The sequence below is a fragment of the Colwellia maritima genome, from assembly GCF_022669015.1.
GTDB classification, from domain to species: Bacteria; Pseudomonadota; Gammaproteobacteria; order Enterobacterales; family Alteromonadaceae; genus Colwellia; species Colwellia maritima.
On record NZ_JAKKSL010000005.1, the window covers coordinates 117,824 to 137,030 of the forward strand.

27 protein-coding genes and 1 pseudogene are annotated in these 19,207 nt (G+C 37.6%); 27 read left to right on the plus strand and 1 reads right to left on the minus strand.

Going from position 1 to position 19,207, the window contains the following annotated elements; translation table 11 throughout:
- Positions 1–25: 25 nt before the first annotated feature.
- From L3081_RS21170 to L3081_RS21265, 20 genes are all read left to right on the plus strand, one after another.
- Entirely contained in the window at positions 26–307 is a 282-nt protein-coding gene (locus tag L3081_RS21170) for a PqqD family protein (RefSeq protein ID WP_242288323.1), read from the plus strand.
- A 189-nt stretch (positions 308–496) separates the two neighbouring features.
- Positions 497–1,000 (plus strand): lasso peptide biosynthesis B2 protein, encoded by a 504-nt coding sequence (locus L3081_RS21175; protein WP_242288324.1) that lies wholly within the window; start codon positions 497–499, stop codon positions 998–1,000.
- Positions 1,001–1,457: 457 nt separating this feature from the next.
- A complete protein-coding gene (locus tag L3081_RS21180; protein ID WP_242288325.1) occupies positions 1,458–2,108 on the plus strand; it encodes a DUF4198 domain-containing protein in 651 nt (216 codons plus the stop codon).
- Positions 2,105–2,422 (plus strand): hypothetical protein, encoded by a 318-nt coding sequence (locus L3081_RS21185; RefSeq protein ID WP_242288326.1) that lies wholly within the window; start codon positions 2,105–2,107, stop codon positions 2,420–2,422. Before L3081_RS21180 ends, L3081_RS21185 begins: the two co-directional genes overlap by 4 nt.
- Before the next feature lie 216 nt (positions 2,423–2,638).
- Positions 2,639–3,289 (plus strand): DUF4198 domain-containing protein, encoded by a 651-nt coding sequence (locus L3081_RS21190; RefSeq protein WP_242288327.1) that lies wholly within the window; start codon positions 2,639–2,641, stop codon positions 3,287–3,289.
- Between the two features lie 160 nt (positions 3,290–3,449).
- On the plus strand, positions 3,450–3,674 hold the full coding sequence (locus L3081_RS21195) for a hypothetical protein (protein WP_242288328.1): 225 nt from the start codon (positions 3,450–3,452) through the stop codon (positions 3,672–3,674).
- Positions 3,671–4,231, plus strand: coding sequence for a lipase family protein (locus L3081_RS21200; RefSeq protein ID WP_242288531.1), 561 nt, complete (start codon positions 3,671–3,673; stop codon positions 4,229–4,231). Before L3081_RS21195 ends, L3081_RS21200 begins: the two co-directional genes overlap by 4 nt.
- Positions 4,210–4,434 carry a hypothetical protein gene (locus L3081_RS21205; RefSeq protein ID WP_242288329.1) on the plus strand — a complete coding sequence of 75 codons (225 nt, stop codon included), beginning with the start codon at positions 4,210–4,212 and terminating at the stop codon, positions 4,432–4,434. The genes L3081_RS21200 and L3081_RS21205 overlap by 22 nt, the downstream gene beginning before the upstream one ends.
- Before the next feature lie 12 nt (positions 4,435–4,446).
- Positions 4,447–4,710: a helix-turn-helix transcriptional regulator gene (locus tag L3081_RS21210; protein ID WP_242288330.1), complete on the plus strand. Its 264-nt coding sequence runs from the start codon at positions 4,447–4,449 to the stop codon at positions 4,708–4,710.
- A gap of 523 nt (positions 4,711–5,233) precedes the next feature.
- On the plus strand, positions 5,234–5,539 hold the full coding sequence (locus L3081_RS21215) for a type II toxin-antitoxin system RelE/ParE family toxin (RefSeq protein ID WP_242288331.1): 306 nt from the start codon (positions 5,234–5,236) through the stop codon (positions 5,537–5,539).
- A gap of 21 nt (positions 5,540–5,560) precedes the next feature.
- A complete protein-coding gene (locus L3081_RS21220) occupies positions 5,561–5,857 on the plus strand; it encodes a HigA family addiction module antitoxin (protein WP_242288332.1) in 297 nt (98 codons plus the stop codon).
- 398 nt (positions 5,858–6,255) lie between these two features.
- Complete coding sequence (locus tag L3081_RS21225) at positions 6,256–6,906, plus strand: DUF4198 domain-containing protein (protein WP_242288333.1); 651 nt, start codon at positions 6,256–6,258, stop codon at positions 6,904–6,906.
- A complete protein-coding gene (locus L3081_RS21230) occupies positions 6,903–7,220 on the plus strand; it encodes a hypothetical protein (protein WP_242288326.1) in 318 nt (105 codons plus the stop codon). The genes L3081_RS21225 and L3081_RS21230 overlap by 4 nt, the downstream gene beginning before the upstream one ends.
- Positions 7,221–7,436: 216 nt before the next feature.
- Positions 7,437–8,090, plus strand: coding sequence for a DUF6795 domain-containing protein (locus tag L3081_RS21235; protein ID WP_242288334.1), 654 nt, complete (start codon positions 7,437–7,439; stop codon positions 8,088–8,090).
- Positions 8,087–8,464 (plus strand): hypothetical protein, encoded by a 378-nt coding sequence (locus tag L3081_RS21240; protein WP_242288335.1) that lies wholly within the window; start codon positions 8,087–8,089, stop codon positions 8,462–8,464. Before L3081_RS21235 ends, L3081_RS21240 begins: the two co-directional genes overlap by 4 nt.
- A 31-nt stretch (positions 8,465–8,495) precedes the next feature.
- Complete coding sequence (locus tag L3081_RS21245) at positions 8,496–8,945, plus strand: lipase family protein (protein WP_242288336.1); 450 nt, start codon at positions 8,496–8,498, stop codon at positions 8,943–8,945.
- 38 nt (positions 8,946–8,983) lie between these two features.
- Positions 8,984–9,235, plus strand: coding sequence for a hypothetical protein (locus L3081_RS21250; protein WP_242288337.1), 252 nt, complete (start codon positions 8,984–8,986; stop codon positions 9,233–9,235).
- 12 nt (positions 9,236–9,247) lie between these two features.
- Positions 9,248–9,505: a helix-turn-helix transcriptional regulator gene (locus L3081_RS21255; RefSeq protein ID WP_242288338.1), complete on the plus strand. Its 258-nt coding sequence runs from the start codon at positions 9,248–9,250 to the stop codon at positions 9,503–9,505.
- 204 nt (positions 9,506–9,709) lie between these two features.
- The gene (locus L3081_RS21260; RefSeq protein WP_242288339.1) at positions 9,710–9,868 is read left to right on the plus strand and encodes a hypothetical protein; all 159 of its coding nucleotides are present in this window, start codon (positions 9,710–9,712) and stop codon (positions 9,866–9,868) included.
- A complete protein-coding gene (locus tag L3081_RS21265) occupies positions 9,858–10,457 on the plus strand; it encodes a Fic/DOC family protein (RefSeq protein ID WP_242288340.1) in 600 nt (199 codons plus the stop codon). The genes L3081_RS21260 and L3081_RS21265 overlap by 11 nt, the downstream gene beginning before the upstream one ends.
- A gap of 41 nt (positions 10,458–10,498) precedes the next feature.
- Here L3081_RS21265 and L3081_RS21270 read toward each other — a convergent pair whose 3' ends face one another.
- Positions 10,499–12,403, minus strand: a complete 1,905-nt coding sequence (locus tag L3081_RS21270; protein WP_242288341.1) for an asparagine synthase-related protein — start codon at positions 12,401–12,403, stop codon at positions 10,499–10,501.
- Between the two features lie 428 nt (positions 12,404–12,831).
- On the opposite strand from L3081_RS21270, the gene L3081_RS21275 reads away from it, so the two are divergent.
- The 7 genes and pseudogenes from L3081_RS21275 to L3081_RS21305 all read left to right on the plus strand — a co-directional run bounded on the left by L3081_RS21275 (position 12,832) and on the right by L3081_RS21305 (position 19,150).
- A complete protein-coding gene (locus L3081_RS21275; RefSeq protein ID WP_242288342.1) occupies positions 12,832–13,500 on the plus strand; it encodes a PEP-CTERM sorting domain-containing protein in 669 nt (222 codons plus the stop codon).
- A 5-nt stretch (positions 13,501–13,505) separates the two neighbouring features.
- Positions 13,506–13,673, plus strand: a complete 168-nt coding sequence (locus L3081_RS21280) for a lasso RiPP family leader peptide-containing protein (protein ID WP_242288343.1) — start codon at positions 13,506–13,508, stop codon at positions 13,671–13,673.
- Between the two features lie 82 nt (positions 13,674–13,755).
- Complete coding sequence (locus L3081_RS21285; protein ID WP_242288344.1) at positions 13,756–14,775, plus strand: phosphoenolpyruvate carboxykinase (ATP); 1,020 nt, start codon at positions 13,756–13,758, stop codon at positions 14,773–14,775.
- A 107-nt stretch (positions 14,776–14,882) separates the two neighbouring features.
- Complete coding sequence (abiEi, locus tag L3081_RS21290; RefSeq protein WP_242288345.1) at positions 14,883–15,467, plus strand: type IV toxin-antitoxin system AbiEi family antitoxin; 585 nt, start codon at positions 14,883–14,885, stop codon at positions 15,465–15,467.
- Entirely contained in the window at positions 15,464–16,420 is a 957-nt protein-coding gene (locus L3081_RS21295; RefSeq protein WP_242288346.1) for a nucleotidyl transferase AbiEii/AbiGii toxin family protein, read from the plus strand. Before abiEi ends, L3081_RS21295 begins: the two co-directional genes overlap by 4 nt.
- Before the next feature lie 217 nt (positions 16,421–16,637).
- A pseudogene (locus L3081_RS21300) lies at positions 16,638–17,896 on the plus strand (undecaprenyl-phosphate glucose phosphotransferase).
- Positions 17,897–18,031: 135 nt separating this feature from the next.
- On the plus strand, positions 18,032–19,150 hold the full coding sequence (locus L3081_RS21305) for a nucleotidyltransferase family protein (RefSeq protein WP_242288347.1): 1,119 nt from the start codon (positions 18,032–18,034) through the stop codon (positions 19,148–19,150).
- Positions 19,151–19,207: the final 57 nt, after the last annotated feature.

Here is a 19,207-nt window from a genome sequence, read left to right on the forward strand (position 1 = left end):
ATTAATATAAAGGAAATTAAGTTAAATGAGCGAAGTTAGCTACCAATTGGCCGAAAATGTGCTTTTTCAAAAAGTAGCAGATGAAACCGTAATACTTGAACCAAATACAGGCGAATATTTCACGCTTAATGCTATTGGTACTTTTATGGTAGAGCTTTTTCAAGCAGGGCATACCCAAACCGAAGTGATCAATGCCGTACTTGAAAAATACCAAGCAGAGCAAGCAGAAGTTACCCAAGACATTAACGAGTTAGTAACACAAATGCTCAAACAAGGTTTATTAATCATTGCTGAGCCGCAATCATAAATTCACATGTTTATGTAATGTAGGGTTGGACTTCAGTCCGCCAAAAATGTTTAATCACTTCTCGGTGAAGTGCGAAGCACCTCGGTGTACTCTGTGGTGAAAAATGTAGGTTGGGCTTTAGCCCAACAAGGGGCAATAAATTACCCCCTACAAGGGGCTAAACAACGTTAAGGAACCCGCACGTTTATCATGTCTGTATTCACAAAACTATTCTCACTGTCTAAAACTGAGTTAAGTATTTTACTTGAAGCATGGTGGGTGTTTTTAAAGTGGGATTGGTTAATTTCATTTACACAATACAGTAATTGGCAAAACAATTGGCAAAACAATTGGCAAAACGAAATCGCAAACCTGTCAGGCACAAATAATAGTGTTATTCCTGACAATAAACAGGCAGACAAAACATCGTTAGCGCAAGTTGCGTTAGTGATCCAACTTAGTGAAAAAGTCGCTCGTCATCACCTTCGTAAAATGAACTGCCTACGCCGCTGCTTAACGCAAAAACAAATACTTAAAAAACGCGGTTACCCAACACAAATGCACATTGGCGTCGCCATCAACAATGAAAAGCTCAAAGCCCACGCCTGGTTAACCTACCAAGGTAAAATTATCAACGACAGTAATGACGTAACAACACGTTACAGTGAATTAAAAGCGCAAAACCAACACGCGATCCTACAAAGCTTTAAATAATACCAGTTTCATTAATCAAGTGATCTATTTTAAACAAGTAGAAACGTTCACACAGCGGCGGTTAAATTGTTTTTAAAGATAAAAGATTATTCACCACCGAGAACACAGAGACGCTTCGCTACACAGAGAAGAGATAAGAAAAGGTCAGAAGAGATAGTGATCAGGGATTTAAGAAGTTTTTTATCTTTGTTTTAATGTCTTCTCAGTGAAGGCCTAAGGCCCTCGGTGCTCTCGGTGGTCAAAAAATGTAGGTTGGGCTTTAGCCCAACAAGGGGCAATAAATTACCCCTACAATGGGCTAAACAACGCGTTCATCACTAACCTTTACAGAATCGTTATAGATTGTCTAATTTACTAAATGCTTTAAAAAAACCAACTCCAAACTTCAGAAAATCAATAATTTACTTCCTTTGTTTTATCAGATAATATCGCTTTAAATATTCAGCAAGGATAGCCAATGAATAACCGCAGAAAAATCGCGTCACTTTCTCGCCCTCATTTTACATTGTTATTACTAATTTTGTGCTTACTTGCTTACCCTATGATAAGTCAAGGAGTAGATATGTTTGGTTGGTTTAAAAAACAAGACGTATTTTTATGTTCAGAAGTCAACGGCGTGGTAACTGAAAATGGGAAACCTGTTGCCAATATAGAAATTACTCGCTCATTAATGTATATCGATGCAAAAGATCATATTGATGTTGCCATTACTGATGATACTGGTCATTTTCATTTCCCGCAAAAGAGCATTCGCTCATCCATTCCCAGTAAACCGTTTTCTGAAGATAGGGTATCGCAACAAATTACTATTAACCGCGAAGGCACGCTTATTCTGTTATGGGGAGCAACTCATGTGGGGATTACGGAAATACCTGAATTTTACAAAAAATTGGCTTTTTTAAATTGTGAGTTGAGCAATAAGCGAGCTGATTTTCAATTTAAAAATAATATCCCTAGTAATCGTGAACATATGGCTTCTAGCATTTGCCGTTGGGATGACGATTACATGCCTTTCTGGCTTTATGATGGTGAAAAAGAATACCGTATACATGACGGTGATTTTAATAAACTAACTGAACAATATACAGGGAAGAAGGTTAAACTATGACATACGATAATTTAGCACAAGGTTTTATTCTTCAATTTACCGTAGTACCATTTTGTGCTGTTGCTTTTTTTGTATTAACAATTATGATCACAAGTAAATATTTTACTTCATATTTTGTTGTCGACATTCTTATGAACGTTGGTATTTTTACGTTTCCACTCTCGTGGTTCATAAGTGTTTTTATGATTTACAGCTCCCATATACCAAGTAAAGACACCTATAATCTACTATGGCATGGGTTTCCTTTTGCCGTCGTTTTTACCGCCTCTATATTAGTGGGGATTTATATAAAAATTATTAAAAAAGTCTCCTAAACCTTAATTTTAATATTAGAAACAATAAATATATAATCCTCTTTAAGCTAAGTAAAATATTATTGCGGTTAGTTGTTAATATAGCAGGGGGAGTTATTACTCTGCAATTAAAGCGCAATTTAGATTGAAAATACGAGTGATACATTGCGTAAGTAGGTATTTACTTTTTCAACTCTAACAGATAATATCGCTTTAAATATTCAGCAAGGATAGCCAATGAATAACCGCAGAAAAATCGCGTCACTTTCTCGCCCTCATTTTACATTGTTATTTCTAATTTTGTGCTTACTTGCTTACCCTATGATAAGTCAAGGAGTAGATATGTTTGGTTGGTTTAAAAAACAAGACGTATTTTTATGTTCAGAAGTCAACGGCGTGGTAACTGAAAATGGGAAACCCGTTGCCAATATAGAAATTACTCGCTCATTAATGTATATCGATGCAAAAGATCATATTGATGTTGCCATTACTGATGATACTGGTCATTTTCATTTCCCGCAAAAGAGCATTCGCTCATCCATTCCCAGTAAACCGTTTTCTGAAGATAGGGTATCGCAACAAATTACTATTAACCGCGAAGGCACGCTCATTCCATTATGGATCGCAACTCATGTGGGTATTACGGAAATACCTGAATTCACTAAAAAACTGGCTTTTTTAAATTGTGAGTTAAGCAATAAACGAGTCAGTTTTCAGTTTAAAAATAGCAACCCAAATAATAGAGAATACCAAGCCTCTAGCGTATGTCGGTGGGATGAAGACTACCTGCCTTTTTTACTTTACGATGGGGACAATCAGTATATCGTTGAAAATGGGGATTTTAATACACTAACGGATCGTTTTACAGGAAAGGAAGTCAAACTATGAATAAAACAATATCCTTGACACAGCAGCAAGTGTTGCTGATAGAGTCTATGATATAAGAAAGTCACAAGGTTTTGCCGATGAATTTCATCTTGATTTTATACGTAATTTTAAAATCACCAACAGCCAAATACAAGGAATCAGCGGCGGTCTAGTTAATCAGTTGCTTAACCGCAGTACGGGCTTTGCTTTAACGGCAGAGGGTACTTCCCCACAATTTTTAAATCACCATATTATCGGTATTCGTGGCACTAAATTTTCTTCATTTGCTGATTGGTTAACTAACCTCAATGTAGCCGTTACCCTTGGCCCTAAAAACCTTGAGGTACATTCAGGCTTTCAAAAAGCCTTCAGCAGTATGCGCCCAAGACATTTAATCAATATATAGCAAAGCACAACCCCAGTTGTTTGCATGTAATAGGTCATAGCTTAGGCGGTGCCATTGCTGAGTTAACTGCTATTTGGGCAAGTGCACGTGGTATTAAAACTAAGCTTTATACCTTTGGCGCACCACGCGTGGTGCTTACAAACTCTATTCACAGTGCAGCGATGAATGTTGACCATTATCGGGTAACCCATGGTGCTGACCCTGTGCCTTGTGTACCTGTTTGGCCATTTACTCATACCGTAGGTGAATATCAAACCGCGATGAATGGGGGATCTTTTTTTGCTCTTTCTGCACACTCAATGGCGAAGTCGGCACCTGGTTATGTTAACACTGTCAATGCCTATAAAGATTACCGAAGTATGGATAGCGCACTTAAAACACTGCACTATAAACACACCGTGCTTAAATATGAGCAGCGCCATAACGCGTCATTTTCGCAGCGCCGGCAACAAATTATTACCGATGCGTTAATCACACTCTTAAAGAAAAGCGGACAGTATGCACTTATTCCGGGCAAGCTGCAGCGAGTGTTGGCTTGTCCTTTTATGATGTACTAGCACGTTGTTTACATGAGTCTATTGTAAGAATTCCTGATGCAGAAGAAGCATTAAGGGGACTATTAGGACATATGCTTGTATTTGTAGGTAAAGGGGCGCAAGCGGTTAAGGAAATGACGGTTAAGTTTATTCGTTGGGTATTAGGCTTGATGATAAAAACGTTATATACCACAGCAAAACAAGCGATTGATCGTATATTTTAATCCTAGAAATAATTGTTCAATTTACTCTTCAATACATACTCGCTGAATAGTCGTTGGTTAGGTACCAAACCAACGGCTGTTTTTACCAGAAAAGCCTTAAGCGAATTTGTTAATGGAAAAGTTAAATGTTCGCACGCTATGGCAAGGCGTTTATCCGAAGCTACAGGAACAGGCGTTGCAATATGGATCAATATGCAAGCAAAATTGGATACGTGGGAAGCGGAGAATATGGAATTACTTGGTGATCCTATCGTACCTTTACCCCTACAAGCGTAATAAACCTAACTTATTCACCACCGAGAACACTGAGACAGGTTCTATGCTCCTGCAGAACCTAAGTGACCTACATCCATGTAGGCCTCGCTACGCTACACAGAGAAAAGATAAGAAAAATAAATACTTTGTTTTAATATCTTCTCGGTGAGGCCGAAGGCCCTCGGTGCCCTCTGTGGTCAAACTGTTTTTTAAAGATAAAAGATTATTCACCACCGAGAACACAGAGACAGGTTCTATGCTCCTGCAGAACCTAAGTGACCTACATCCATGTAGGCCTCGCTTCGCTACACAGAGAAATGATAAGAAAAATAAATTCTTTGTTTTAATATCTTCTCGGTGAGGCCGAAGGCTCTCGGTGCTCTCTGTGGTCAAATTGTTTTGTTTTTAGTTCAATTAATTTGTGAAATGCTTTGATTATAGTATTTCGTAACGTGATGGGTTGCAGTAAAACTACTTTTAATATAATCTAATACGTATCTAATAACGTAAATTAACACTTGTACTGGAATGCGAGGTAAATTGTTTGGCGATTAAAAGCTTCACTCACAAAGGACTGAAAAAATTCTTTTATAAAGGTGACTCAAGTGGGCTTGCACCGCATCATGTTCAAACAATTAGCTTTATTTTAGATGCTATTGACTCATCGCATCACCCTAGAGACTTAAAAGCAATTTACCAATACAAGTTTAATGAAAAACAAGGGTCAGGGAAGGGCGTATATAGCATAGAAGTTAATGGGAATTGGCGGATCACATTTCAGATAGATGACGATGGGGCTATTTTATTGGATTACCGTGATTACCACGGGAAAAATATTAAGGCTAAATAAAAATTTCTTTAGGAGTTGAAAATGACCCAAACTAGAAAACCTTCTCACCCTGGAGAGTTTTTCAAATTTACTATTCTCAATGAAAGAGGTATTTCAATCACCTCAGCTGCGAAAAGTTTAGGTATAACCAGAAAAGCCTTAAGCGAATTTGTTAATGGAAAAGTTAAATGTTCGCACGCAATGGCAAGGCGTTTATCCGAAGCTACAGGAACAGGCGTTGCAATATGGATCAATATGCAAGCAAAACTCGATACGTGGGAAGCGGAGAATATGGAATTACTTGGTGATCCTATCGTACCTTTACCCCTACAAGCGTAATAAACCCATCCTATTCACCACCGAGAACACAGAGGCAGGTTCTATGCTCCTACAGAACCTAAGTGACCTACATCCATGTAGGCCTCGCTACGCTACACAGAGAAAAGATAAGAAAAAATAAGCTCTTTGTTTTAATGTCTTCTCAGTGAAGGCCTAAGGCCCTCGGTGCTCTCGGTGGTCAAAAAATGTAGGTTGGGCTTTAGCCCAACAAGGGGCAATAAATTACCCCCTACAATGGGCTAAACAACGCGTTCATCACTAACCTTTACAGAATCGTTATAGATTGTCTAATTTACTAAATGCTTTAAAAAAACCAACTCCCAACTTCAGAAAATCAATAATTTACTTCCTTTGTTTTATCAGATAATATCGCTTTAAATATTCAGCAAGGATAGCCAATGAATAACCGCAGAAAAATCGCGTCACTTTCTCGCCCTCATTTTACATTGTTATTTCTAATTTTGTGCTTACTTGCTTACCCTATGATAAGTCAAGGAGTAGATATGTTTGGTTGGTTTAAAAAACAAGACGTATTTTTATGTTCAGAAGTCAACGGCGTGGTAACTGAAAATGGGAAACCCGTTGCCAATATAGAAATTACTCGCTCATTAATGTATATCGATGCAAAAGATCATATTGATGTTGCCATTACTGATGATACTGGTCATTTTCATTTCCCGCAAAAGAGCATTCGCTCATCCATTCCCAGTAAACCGTTTTCTGAAGATAGGGTATCGCAACAAATTACTATTAACCGCGAAGGCACGCTCATTCCATTATGGATAGCAACTCATGTGGGTATTACGGAAATACCTGAATTCACTAAAAAACTGGCTTTTTTAAATTGTGAGTTGAGCAATAAGCGAGCTGATTTTCAATTTAAAAATAATATCCCTAGTAATCGTGAACATATGGCTTCTAGCATTTGCCGTTGGGATGACGATTACATGCCTTTCTGGCTTTATGATGGTGAAAAAGAATACCGTATACATGACGGTGATTTTAATAAACTAACTGAACAATATACAGGGAAGAAGGTTAAACTATGACATACGATAATTTAGCACAAGGTTTTATTCTTCAATTTACCGTAGTACCATTTTGTGCTGTTGCTTTTTTTGTATTAACAATTATGATCACAAGTAAATATTTTACTTCATATTTTGTTGTCGACATTCTGATGAACGTTGGTATTTTTACGTTTCCACTCTCGTGGTTCATAAGTGTTTTTATGATTTACAGCTCCCATATACCAAGTAAAGACACCTATAATCTACTATGGCATGGGTTTCCTTTTGCCGTCGTTTTTACCGCCTCTATATTAGTGGGGATTTATATAAAAATTATTAAAAAAGTCTCCTAAACCTTAATTTTAATATTAGAAACAATAAATATATAATCCTCTTTAAGCTAAGTAAAATATTATTGCGGTTAGTTGTTAATATAGCAGGGGGAGTTATTACTCTGCAATTAAAGCGCAATTTAGATTGAAAATACGAGTGATACATTGCGTAAGTAGGTATTTACTTTTTCAACTCTAACAGATAATATCGCTTTAAATATTCAGCAAGGATAGCCAATGAATAACCGCAGAAAAATCGCGTCACTTTCTCGCCCTCATTTTACATTGTTATTACTAATTTTGTGCTTACTTGCTTACCCTATGATAAGTCAAGGAGTAGATATGTTTGGTTGGTTTAAAAAACAAGACGTATTTTTATGTTCAGAAGTAAACGGCGTGGTAACTGAAAATGGGAAACCCGTTGCCAATATAGAAATCACTCGCTCATTGATTTATACCGATGAAAAAATACATCGTGATATTGCCATTACGGATAACACTGGGCATTTTTATTTTCCCCAAAAGAGCATTCGTTCATCCATTCCAAGTAAACCATTTGCCGTTAATAGAGTGTCTCAAGAAATATTTATTGATCGCAAAGGTACGCTTGTTCCATTTTGGGTCGCTACTCATGTTGGCATTAAAGAAATGCCTGAATTTACCAAAAAATTGGCTTTTTTGAACTGTGAATTAACCAATCAACGAGTGAGTTTTCAATTTCAAAATAATCACAATGAACACCTTGATCATATGGCGTCTAGTATCTGTCGTTGGGATGAAGATTATATCCCTATATGGCTTTTTGAAGGTAATGAAAAAAAATACGAAATTCACGATGGTGACTTTAATAAATTAACAGAACGTTTTACAAACAAGGAAGTTAAACTATGAATAAAACAATAACACCAAGTACCGCGGCAAGTGTTGCTGATAGAGTCTATGATATAAGAAAGTCAAAAGGTTTTGCCGATGAATTTCATCTTGATTTTGACAGAAACTTCAAAATAACCAATAGTCAAATACAAGGAGTTAGCGGTGGTTTGGTGAATCAAGTACTTAACCGCAGTACGGGCTTTGCTTTAACGGCAGAGGGTACTTCCCCACAATTTTTAAATCACCATATTATCGGTATTCGTGGCACTAAATTTTCTTCATTTGCCGATTGGTTAACTAACCTCAATGTAGGTGTGACCCTTGGTCCTAAAAATATCGCTGTACATCTTGGCTTTCATAAAGCCTTTAGTAGTATGCGCCCAAACATTTAATCAATATATAGCAAAGCACAACCCCAGTTGTTTGCATGTAGTAGGTCATAGCTTAGGCGGCGCCATTGCTGAGTTAACTGCTATTTGGGCAAGTGCACGTGGTATTAAAACTAAGCTTTATACCTTTGGTGCGCCACGCGTGGTACTTCGTGACTCTATATATAAAGCAGCGATGAATATTGACCATTACCGCGTAACCCATGGCGCTGACCCTGTGCCTTGTGTGCCTGTTTGGCCGTTTACCCATACCGTTGGTGAATATCAAACCGCGATGAATGGTGGTTCATTTTTTAGTAAATCGGCACATTCTATGGATGAACCAACTCCGGGCTATATTAATACCGTGGCGGCTTATAAAGATTACCGCAGTATGGATAGCGCACTTAAAACACTGCATTATAAACACACCGTGCTTAAATATGAACAGCGCCATAACGCGTCATTTTCTCAGGCCGGCAACAAATTATTACCGATGCATTAATCACGCTTTTAAAGCAAACGGGACAATATGGGGTACTAATGGGGCAAGCCGCAGCGAGTGTTGGTTTGTCCTTTTATGATGTACTAGCACGTTGTTTACATGAGTCTATTGTAAGAATTCCTGATGCAGAAGAAGCGTTAAGGGGGCTGTTAGGACATATGCTTGTATTTGTAGGCAAAGGGGCACAAGCGGTTAAGGAAATGACGGTTAAGTTTATTCGTTGGGTATTAGGCTTGATGATAAAAACGTTATATACCACAGCAAAACAAGCGATTGATCGTATATTTTAATCCTAGAAATAATTGTTCAATTTACTCTTCAATACATACTCGCTGAATAGTCGTTGGTTAGGTACCAAACCAACGGCTGTTTTTACCAGAAAAGCCTTAAGCGAATTTGTTAATGGAAAAGTTAAATGTTCGCACGCTATGGCAAGGCGTTTATCCGAAGCTACAGGAACAGGCGTTGCAATATGGATCAACATGCAAGCAAAACTGGATACGTGGGAAGCGGAGAATATGGAACTACTTGGTGATCCTATCGTACCTTTACCCCTATAAGCCTAATAAACCTAACTTATTCACCACCGAGAAAACAGAGAAGTTCTTATCTTTGTTTTTTTGTCTTCTCGGTGAGGCCGAAGGCCCTCGGTGCCCTCTGTGGTCAAATTGTTTTTTGTCTCTTCAACTAAATATCAAATTTAGCAGAAATATAGAATAAATATTGTTGATAAGTTATAATTCATGAAAATAAAGGGGTTGAATATGACTAATAACACAATAAAAGTTAACCATAAAAAAATACGCACTTTTATTCCCAAACTGAGTAATTTTGAAATAAGTTCACGTTATGAAGGCTTGATTTTAAAAAAAGAGAATTTAGGAAAATCAATTAATGACTTGAAATTGAAGTATGCGCGATAAGTATGGTGTTATTCAGGATAATTACTGTTATTTAAACTCTGACGTACTTGTTAATAAGTTAAATATAAAAGAACATGACAATTTAGCAGAAGCAGAACTTGCATTTACCGCCGTTCGATATATTGAATATTCCTCGACAATAACTTCAATAAACCAATTTAATTTAAGCCATCTTCAACAATTACATTTTCAATTATTTCAAGACATTTATGATTGGGCCGGAGAAATAAGAAAAGTTGATATTGCAAAGGGAACAACGCGATTTTGCACTTGCAGCCGTATTGAAGCTGAAACTCAAAAACAATTGTCTCGAATACCATTACTTTTAAATAGTACTACTCAAGAAAAATTAATAGCAGAACTAGCTGATATTTTTTGTGAGCTTAATATCATTCACCCATTCAGAGAAGGTAATGGTCGAACTCAACGATTTTTCTTTGAAGAACTATATTTCTTTTTAGGTATGAATATAACATGGCCCGATATTTCAAAAGGTGAATGGGTACAGGCAAATGTTAATGGATATAATGGTGATTTATCAAGTTTAGAAGCAATATTGAGAGAGGCTATTTCTGATAACCCACTGTAAAAAATTTTGATGCTAATGGCCTATCTCCAACGGCATAACAATTAAACACAATGCGTTTGAAACCACAACTGCGTTAAAATCGCATACAACATATCAACATTCAAATACCCATTAGGATTATCAACAACCGCATCAAACTCACGCAACAAAATCGCATTATCAACCAAACCCAAATCCTGCAACCCCTCATGAGAAAGCAACGTCCGCAACTCCAACCGATTACACCGAACCAAATTAGCAAAATGATGATCAAACACCACCTTATGCTTATCCCAACAAACCGAATCAGGCAAATAACCCTGCATCGTATGACGTAACAACCACTTAGGATAAACCCCCTGAATCAACAACTTCTCAGGAACCGCAAAACTAAACTCAACAATATCCACATCAAAAAAAGGATGACGCACATCAACCCCATAACCACTCGCAATCTTCTGATAAGACCGCATCGCATTATAAGTAGACGTACACTTCACTCCCTGATACCTCGCATGCCTAGCAGGATCAAACGTAGCAGAAAAAGGATTATTAACCCCCAACGACTCCTGCTCAACCAAACTAACCGCCCGATCAGTTAACCACACAGGGCACTCAAACTTATTAACCGGCACATTCCGCGCAAGCTTCACCAAATCCTGAATACCACTAGGCACAAACAACCGATACAACGACTTAGCAACAGGCTCGTCAAGCTGCTTACACGCACTAACCACCTCACCAATAACCCCAAAATCACCGCCATACAAACGCGAACGATAAGACGCACTATGACCCCAACACGTCTCATCACCCCCATTACCCGTTAACAAAACATCCGCGCCAACACTATCCATTAACGCCAACTCTTGCTCATACTTAGGTGAAATCACAATACCCGGGCTATCATAATTAGTAGGATAAAGCTGCGCAAAAGCACACGACCCAAACTGGTCTAAATCAATATAATGCTGATGCGACAAACCCAACGTAGTCACCATATCATTAATATTATTACGCTCATCACAACTCGTCGTATTTTTATAACGATGCGACAACGTATGCAAATCACCCCGACCAGCAAGCGCAGAAGAATAAAGTGAAGAATCAGGGCCTAACAACGCATTAGCCATCGCTGTTACCGACGTAGAATCCATACCGCCACTCATTTGGCAAAATACCGGAGGCTTCTCAGCCGAGCCATTAACCCTTAACCTATTTTCAACACTCGTCTTCAACAACTCAAAAAAGTGCGCTTTATACTCCTCATCATCAGTGTAAATAATTGACTTAGCAGGATTAATATCCCAAAACTGAGTAACCTCAACCCCATGCTCAATACTGTATTCCAAACACGAACCCAAAGGTAAACGCGAAATTTCATTAAACATCGAAATATTAGGATCAGGACGACCAGACAACCACTGACTCACCGCCGCCTTATTAACCGTAGGCGTAATATTGGCAACCTGCGCAAGGGTTTTAGCATCCGAAGCAACACAAAACATATCGTTTAACTTCAAATAAAACAAAGACCGACCACTAAAAGGATCAAGCGCAGCACACAAACGTTGCGAACCCTCATCCCACAAAATCGATTGAAAATTACCCTTAACCTTGGCAAAACACTCAGCGCCTAACAACTGATACGCACGTAACAACACCTCATCATCGGGCATATTATCGCCCGACACATCATCCTTACCGGCACCGCACAACGAAAGTAGCGTTTTTTTATTATCAACCCGATGAAAACCAACAATAGCCGAGTCAACCTTACTTTCCCCCGGGGGAGCTTTAGGCGCACGGGCATAATTAACCAAATAAATAGTATGATGCGCAGTAGAAATTCGGTGAGAAACCGCATCAGCGCGGTTAATGGGCGTGCGCGACAACATACAATCAATAAGTGAAAGCGAAACGCACGAACTAGCATTGGGAACAATAACGGCAAAAAGGTTATCCATGTTTACCTTAATAGATGAGCAGCATAATAAAATGCCTAGAACTTACAAAAAATACAAAAAATACAAAAAATACAAAAAACACAAAAATGAAAAATCGCCTAAAACTATCAAACAATTTCTTATACGTATTTTGTCGTATTTTTTACAAATTGTCATTAAAAAACCGACAATATTAAGGTATCATGTCGCCACAAAATAAGCGCCTGTTCAAATAGTATACTAACTATTGGCAGTAAAATAACCAAAGCCAAATTACAAATAGTGTCAGCTTTTTTTACACACTTAGTTTAAAATAAATAGACGCTAAGTACTTGTTATCATAACTTGTTGAATGTAAAATGCATTTATTGAATGGCTTGTTTCTTGCTTAAATGCAGGCAGTGTTATTTGAAACTTGTTTTTTATTGAAAACCATTGGAGAAGTAAAAATGTTGAAGAAATGGACCCTAGGATTGATTCTTCTTTCTACTAGTTTGTTTACACAAGCTACCCTTATAACTAAAGACGTTAATGCTGTAGATATGGCCGGCATTTCTGTTACTGCATTCTTTGAAGGCGGAACCCAAGAAACACTAATTTGGTCTGCTTTAACTGCTACAATCGGTGGTGTTGAAAACAACGATTGGTCTTTAAAACTTGAAGGCAACACGTTTGGTGATTTTGACCAATCAACAAACACATTTCATGGCGAGTGGAATTTAATTAATAATTCTTCTACCAAAAACATTGTTGGTTTAAGTATTGATGCTTCGTTAGCCGGTTTTTACTTTGATATCATAAATGGTGCAAACGCTTTTGATGTGGTTTCAGGTGATTTTACCGCCGGTTCAGGCCCAGGTCGTTCGTTTTTCGGTTTTAATCAAGCAGGAGAAGATTTAACTGTATCAGCGAGTTTTACAAATATGTTCAGTGGTCCAGACTTGTTTGGTCAACTAAATTTAGCATGGGAACCTTCTCAAAAATTAGAGCTTGGTGAAACATTTAGCTTTTTAACCGACACAGACAAAGCAACAGTGCCAGAGCCTTCAACATTGTTTACCTTTGCACTTGGCCTTATCGCCTTAACTAGTTTACGTAAAAAATCATCAGGGAAGTAATTAAAATGAAAGCAAACACAAATACTCAACCACAAACTGTAACGAGTAAAGCTGTTTACACAAAACCTGTATTGAAAAATGCCGGTAGTTTAGCCGAATTAACCCAAGGTTTTTCTGGTAGTATCCCAGACGAGCAGGGTGGTCACACTAAACGGAATCCTTTCCAAGGCTAGTTCCTATATTAGGCAACTCTTATTACGGTCTATATAACAGGCTTAGTAAATATTAAGGGTTGCCTAATACTCTTACTTTCAAATGAATCCTTTATTTAAATTACCATTGCATGGTGTTTTTAGCACGCCTTTTTGTGGTAGTGCAAAACACAATTTGCCTATTGAAATCGCCTTAGACTTTACGAGCGAACCCCGTAACAATCTCAGCGAACCAATACAGCCAATATGGACCATGGTAGATAAAGGTGAACGTTATCATAGCGAAGTAAGCTTATATAAATCTAATTTTCACGATAATGACATAAACAACAGCTACACTTTACACGTTAATTGCCAAGGGAAAGGATCATTTAACATATCCCCCAAGGCCATAACAATAAATTGGCAAGCACAAGGCACAGGCGCTGATCATTATTTTCAAACATTAGCAATCGCCTTAAATTTAGAGCTAAACAACGTACTTTGCATACATGCCAATGCGTTAGCCTATAAAGAAAAAGCCATCGCCATTGTTGCGCCAAGTAGAACGGGTAAAACTACCCTAACTGCGGCATTAAGCCAACAAGGTTTTGCCTTAATGACAGACGACATGGTTGCCTTACATAAAGTAACCGGGGGTTATAAAATATACCCCAGTTGGCCAGTAGCCAGAATGTGGCCAGACTCGCTAAACGCCATAGCGTTTGAAGAAAATGAAGAACACCAAAAAGTACATGAAAACTTTGAAAAACGCATTGTAAATTTAGCAAAAACAAAAGCGGTTGAATTTTGTGATCAACCCAAAAAATTACACGTAATTTATTTACTTAATAGATTACCAAGAGAACAAAAAAATGCACAAAAAAATGAACAACAAAATGCACAAAACAGTAATACACCCATAGGAGAAATAATCCCTATTGGCAGTGCACAAGCACTCATTATTTTACTGCAAAACAGCATTTTAGGCAGTTGCTATAGTGCACTAGGGTTAGAAAAGTCGCGAGTAAAAGCCTTTTCAACCTTATTAGAAAACATAGCGTTTAAACAAATTAACTACCAAAGCGGTAAAGAACACCTAAACGCAATAGGCGAATTAATAAAAAAAGATCTTAGGGCTTAATCCCTAATAAAAATTGTAGGGTTGGACTTTAGTCCGCCAATAGTTGAAAACTACATTAAGTTCATTTAACATGTACATAAATGTATATGTTAATATAACTAAATAAAATGAAAACTTTAGAGTTGCAACAACGGTTGCAAAAATTAGAGTTACAAACCAATACCGCCTTGTTTTCATATAATCAGGCTAAAGTATTGTTTGCGGATGAAAATGAACAAGCAATGTATACAGCATTGTGTAGACTTACAAAAAAAGGTGTAATCGAAAAGGTTTGTAAAGGCGTTTGGTTAAATCCACTTAGCCGTTTTGCACAAAATGATACGCGATTAGAAGAATTAGCACTGTTGTTACGCTTTAATCACTATAATTATGTTTCACTTGAAACAGTGCTTAGCCAAGCTAGTATTATAAGCCGGCAAATGTTTAGTTATTTAACCGTAATGACAACAGGCGCAAGTAAAGTAGTTAAAGCAAGTTTCGGTACAATAGAGTTTACGCATACTAAACGTGATTTAGTAGAATTGTGTCATTACAAAATACCCCAAGGCCATAAAATGCCTTGGGCAAGTGTTGACATTGCCTACCGTGATTTAAAACGTATTGGCCGCAATATTGATATGATTGATATGAATGAACTGCAAAATTACTTTGCCGAACAAGCACAATCAATACACATGAAGGCAGATAAATGACCAACAGAAGTAAAAACGCTAATGTGAAGTCTAGTTTGTTACATGAAATGGTGAATATTGCATGTGCTAGTCAAGAACTAGCAGGCATGGAAACTACGGTAGAGAAAGAGTTATTACATTACGATATTATGGCAGCTTTGAGCCAATCTGGGTTATTAACCAAACTGACTTTCCAGGGTGGAACATGTTTAAGAATGGCTTATGGCTCGCAAAGGTTAAGCGAAGATCTTGATTTTGTTGGTGGTGTAGATTTTTCACCCGAAGACTATCAGGATTTAGCGCAAGTACTGATAGCGTATTTTGAACCCAGATATGGATTAAATATTAGGGTAAAAACACCTAAAGAAAGAAGTTTTAGCAGTAAAAATGTTGGCGTAGGTCGTTGGATGGTTGCTATTGAAACGCAACCGCAAAATAAAAATGTACCTAAGCAAAAAATCAAGGTAGAAATTGCAAATATACCAAGTTATACGCGAAACATAAAAGCCATAAAGTTAAATTATGCTTCTTTACAAGTCAAGTTAAGTACTGTTTTAGTAAACTGTGAAAGTGAAGAAGAAATTTTGGCCGATAAAATTGTCGCATTATGTCTGCGAAAATTTATAAAAGCTAGAGACTTATGGGATATGGTTATGCTTGCGCAGCAAGGTATAAACGTAAACGATACATGGGTTAAGGCAAAGTTTACTGACTATCAAAGTAATGAATTACCGGCAATTACTTTGCAGAAAAGAATAAACGAATTACCTAAGTATTGGTTAAGTGGAAAATTTGAGCATGAGATGCGACGTTTTTTGCCAAGAAAAAAACTTGAAGAAACGTTTGAACAAATTGGGTTTATGGAATATTTCACTGACGCAATAAATGACTTATTGAACAAAACCATTAAAAGGTGGACAGCACCACCACTAAAGGTAATAAAAACGGCTTTAAATTGTAGGGTTGGACTTTAGTCCGCCAAAAACTTGGTTAATCTTTTAAATCAAAATTAAAAACAAAAACAAAAAGCAAAGGACGTAAATTGTTATGGGAAACACAAAAGGAATGATACAAAATAATATCAATACTTTTGCCTTATTCTACCGAATGGCAGATATTGTTGTTATCGCGTTAAGCCTCACCATTGCCATATGCATATACAATGCAACGTACAACCAACAATACTTTATAATGTTTTTAGTAGGCACCATTGCCTACAGTTTTGTTGCCGAAGCCTTCTCGCTATACCGCTCTTGGCGCTCTGGCTACTTTAACGAAATTGTATTCTACACCTTTCTCTCATGGGGAATGGCTGCCGTAGTTATTCTAACCTATTTATTTTTTACCAAATCAAGCGAAACCTTCTCACGTGTTACCACCGGTATATGGTTTGCCATAACTTTTCTTGGCTTAATAGGTGGCGATATGCATTCGCCCTGTTTTTAGAAAAAATGCGTCGCAAAGGCTACAACTCACGCAGAGTTGCCATAATTGGTTTAACCAAAAACGGCCAACGCTTAGCACAACAAATACTAGACCATCCTGAAACAGGTTACCGACTTAGCGCCATATACGACGACAGAACCCTAGACCGAATAGAAAAAACCTACCATCGCTATATTGACGGGAATGTAAAAGACGGGGTAGAACACGCCAAAAATAATGAGTTTGACGTAGTCTATATTGCTTTACCCATTACCGCTGAAAAACGCATAAAAGACATTTTATACTTATTAGGTGACACCACCGCCAACGTACAACTTGTACCAGACTTATTCATATACTCACTTATGAAAGCCAGAATGTCACACGTAGGTGAAATTCAAACCATTAGCGTATACGACAACCCCATGCAAGGGGCCAGTGCCGCCTTAAAACGCGCCGAAGACATCATATTATCGTTAACTATTTTAATGCTAATTGCTGTCCCCCTTATTGTGATTGCCATCGTGATTAAATGTACCTCGCGCGGGCCAATACTCTTTAAACAAGACAGATACGGCCTAGACGGCAAGCGTATAAAAGTATGGAAATTTAGATCCATGACCGTAACCGACAACGGCGCCAAAGTAGTGCAAGCCACCAAAGGCGACGCACGTATAACCCCGTTTGGCGGCTTTTTACGTAGAACCTCGTTAGACGAGCTACCGCAATTTTTTAACGCCCTCAAAGGCGACATGTCAGTAGTAGGGCCAAGGCCACATGCGGTAGCGCATAACGAAGACTACCGAAAACGCGTTGACTACTACATGCTACGACACAAAGTAAAACCCGGCATAACAGGTGGGCACAAGTAAACGGTCTGGCGCGGTGAAACCGACACCGTAGACAAAATGGAAATGCGTATTCAGTTCGACCTAGAATACATACGAAACTGGTCACTGTGGTTAGATTTCAAAATAGTGTTATTTACTATCTTTAAATCATTCAACGACAAAAATGCCTACTAGGTGCAATGAAAATGTAGGTTGGGCTTTAGCCCATCAAAGAACAAAAGAACAAAAGAACAAAATAACAAAACAACAAAACATAATGGTAGGGTTGGACTTCAGTCCGCCAAAAATGTTTAATAACGAGCTGTAATAATGTTGGTAAAAGCTACACAATTTGCATCCCTTGAATTTGTAAAAACTCAAGACGAAAGCTATTTTGAGCTACTACGCTTAGCGCGGGTTTCTCAAGTGGCTAATGATCAGGCATGTGACTTGCAAAATGCTATTAATTTACTAAATCAATTACCTTTATTTAGCAAAATACATAAAAGAATAATACCCTTGTTAAACAATAAAGCGCATAAATTAGACATTTTTAATAAATTAACGCCAGAAAGCCAACAGCTATTAACAACTATAACCCAACAGGGCGTAATAACCGAGCTAGCTAGAAAACAACAACTAATGCAAATTATAGAGGCGTTATCTGTGCATAACATACCACTGATATTGTTAAAAGGCGCAGCATTTTCAGAAGTACTCTATACCTCGCAAGCACCAAGAACGTCGAATGACTTAGACATATTGATACAAAAAAAACATTGGCAGCAAGCGGTTGCCGTAATCAAAACGGTAATGAACTACACCGTAAAACCGCAACCAAATGTTTTTGGTGATTTATACGAGTTATCGTTTAGCCCAACAAACAAAATTGGCGCAGCGCTTGATTTACACTCATCACTAACACACCCTTTATTATTTACAATTTGTGAAAAACAATTGTGGAACAATAGTGTTGAGCATCCCAGTTATAAGCACGAACTTGTCAGAGTGTTATCACCTGAACATGCGTTAATTCATCAAGCGATTCATGCCTACAAAGATATGGATTTTGCTAAATACAATTTAGTAGATGCTCACGAAATTATTAGCACACAAGCACCAAACATTAATAATACCATAGAAATAGCAAAAACGTGGGGCGCAACAGTACCCTTATACGTACTATTAAAAAATTGCAGTGAAGTAATGCACAGTAATATTGATACAGGTTTATTAAAGCGAATCAAACCGCGATATATAACTTACAAATGTATAAAAAAATTAGTAAAATCAAGGTTTAATCAACCTACTAATAATACTAAACCATTAAGGTATAGGGTAAATCAAATACTAGGGCAGTTTGTTTTTACAAGCAGTGTTGTAAAGCCGTTAGCACTACAATGGCTTTTTTTATCGTCTTTGTTTAAACAAAACCTACAAAGACAATAAATAACATATAAAAAAATTAGCGATGTATTTTCAACTTAAATACATTGCCGTTGTGGT

Bases quoted from the DNA above. Each gene is read 5' to 3' on its own strand.
- L3081_RS21285 (WP_242288344.1), top strand. From the start codon at position 13,756: ATGAATCCTTTATTTAAATTACCATTGCATGGTGTTTTTAGCACGCCT.
- L3081_RS21185 (WP_242288326.1), top strand. From the start codon at position 2,105: ATGACATACGATAATTTAGCACAAGGTTTTATTCTTCAATTTACCGTA.
- L3081_RS21175 (WP_242288324.1), top strand. From the start codon at position 497: ATGTCTGTATTCACAAAACTATTCTCACTGTCTAAAACTGAGTTAAGT.
- L3081_RS21270 (WP_242288341.1), bottom strand. From the start codon at position 12,403: ATGGATAACCTTTTTGCCGTTATTGTTCCCAATGCTAGTTCGTGCGTT.
- L3081_RS21240 (WP_242288335.1), top strand. From the start codon at position 8,087: ATGAATAAAACAATAACACCAAGTACCGCGGCAAGTGTTGCTGATAGA.
- L3081_RS21305 (WP_242288347.1), top strand. From the start codon at position 18,032: ATGTTGGTAAAAGCTACACAATTTGCATCCCTTGAATTTGTAAAAACT.
- L3081_RS21260 (WP_242288339.1), top strand. From the start codon at position 9,710: ATGACTAATAACACAATAAAAGTTAACCATAAAAAAATACGCACTTTT.
- L3081_RS21265 (WP_242288340.1), top strand. From the start codon at position 9,858: ATGCGCGATAAGTATGGTGTTATTCAGGATAATTACTGTTATTTAAAC.
- L3081_RS21225 (WP_242288333.1), top strand. From the start codon at position 6,256: ATGAATAACCGCAGAAAAATCGCGTCACTTTCTCGCCCTCATTTTACA.
- L3081_RS21220 (WP_242288332.1), top strand. From the start codon at position 5,561: ATGACCCAAACTAGAAAACCTTCTCACCCTGGAGAGTTTTTCAAATTT.
- L3081_RS21235 (WP_242288334.1), top strand. From the start codon at position 7,437: ATGAATAACCGCAGAAAAATCGCGTCACTTTCTCGCCCTCATTTTACA.
- L3081_RS21275 (WP_242288342.1), top strand. From the start codon at position 12,832: ATGTTGAAGAAATGGACCCTAGGATTGATTCTTCTTTCTACTAGTTTG.
- L3081_RS21295 (WP_242288346.1), top strand. From the start codon at position 15,464: ATGACCAACAGAAGTAAAAACGCTAATGTGAAGTCTAGTTTGTTACAT.
- L3081_RS21230 (WP_242288326.1), top strand. From the start codon at position 6,903: ATGACATACGATAATTTAGCACAAGGTTTTATTCTTCAATTTACCGTA.
- abiEi (WP_242288345.1), top strand. From the start codon at position 14,883: ATGAAAACTTTAGAGTTGCAACAACGGTTGCAAAAATTAGAGTTACAA.
- L3081_RS21250 (WP_242288337.1), top strand. From the start codon at position 8,984: ATGGGGCAAGCCGCAGCGAGTGTTGGTTTGTCCTTTTATGATGTACTA.
- L3081_RS21280 (WP_242288343.1), top strand. From the start codon at position 13,506: ATGAAAGCAAACACAAATACTCAACCACAAACTGTAACGAGTAAAGCT.
- L3081_RS21190 (WP_242288327.1), top strand. From the start codon at position 2,639: ATGAATAACCGCAGAAAAATCGCGTCACTTTCTCGCCCTCATTTTACA.
- L3081_RS21180 (WP_242288325.1), top strand. From the start codon at position 1,458: ATGAATAACCGCAGAAAAATCGCGTCACTTTCTCGCCCTCATTTTACA.
- L3081_RS21170 (WP_242288323.1), top strand. From the start codon at position 26: ATGAGCGAAGTTAGCTACCAATTGGCCGAAAATGTGCTTTTTCAAAAA.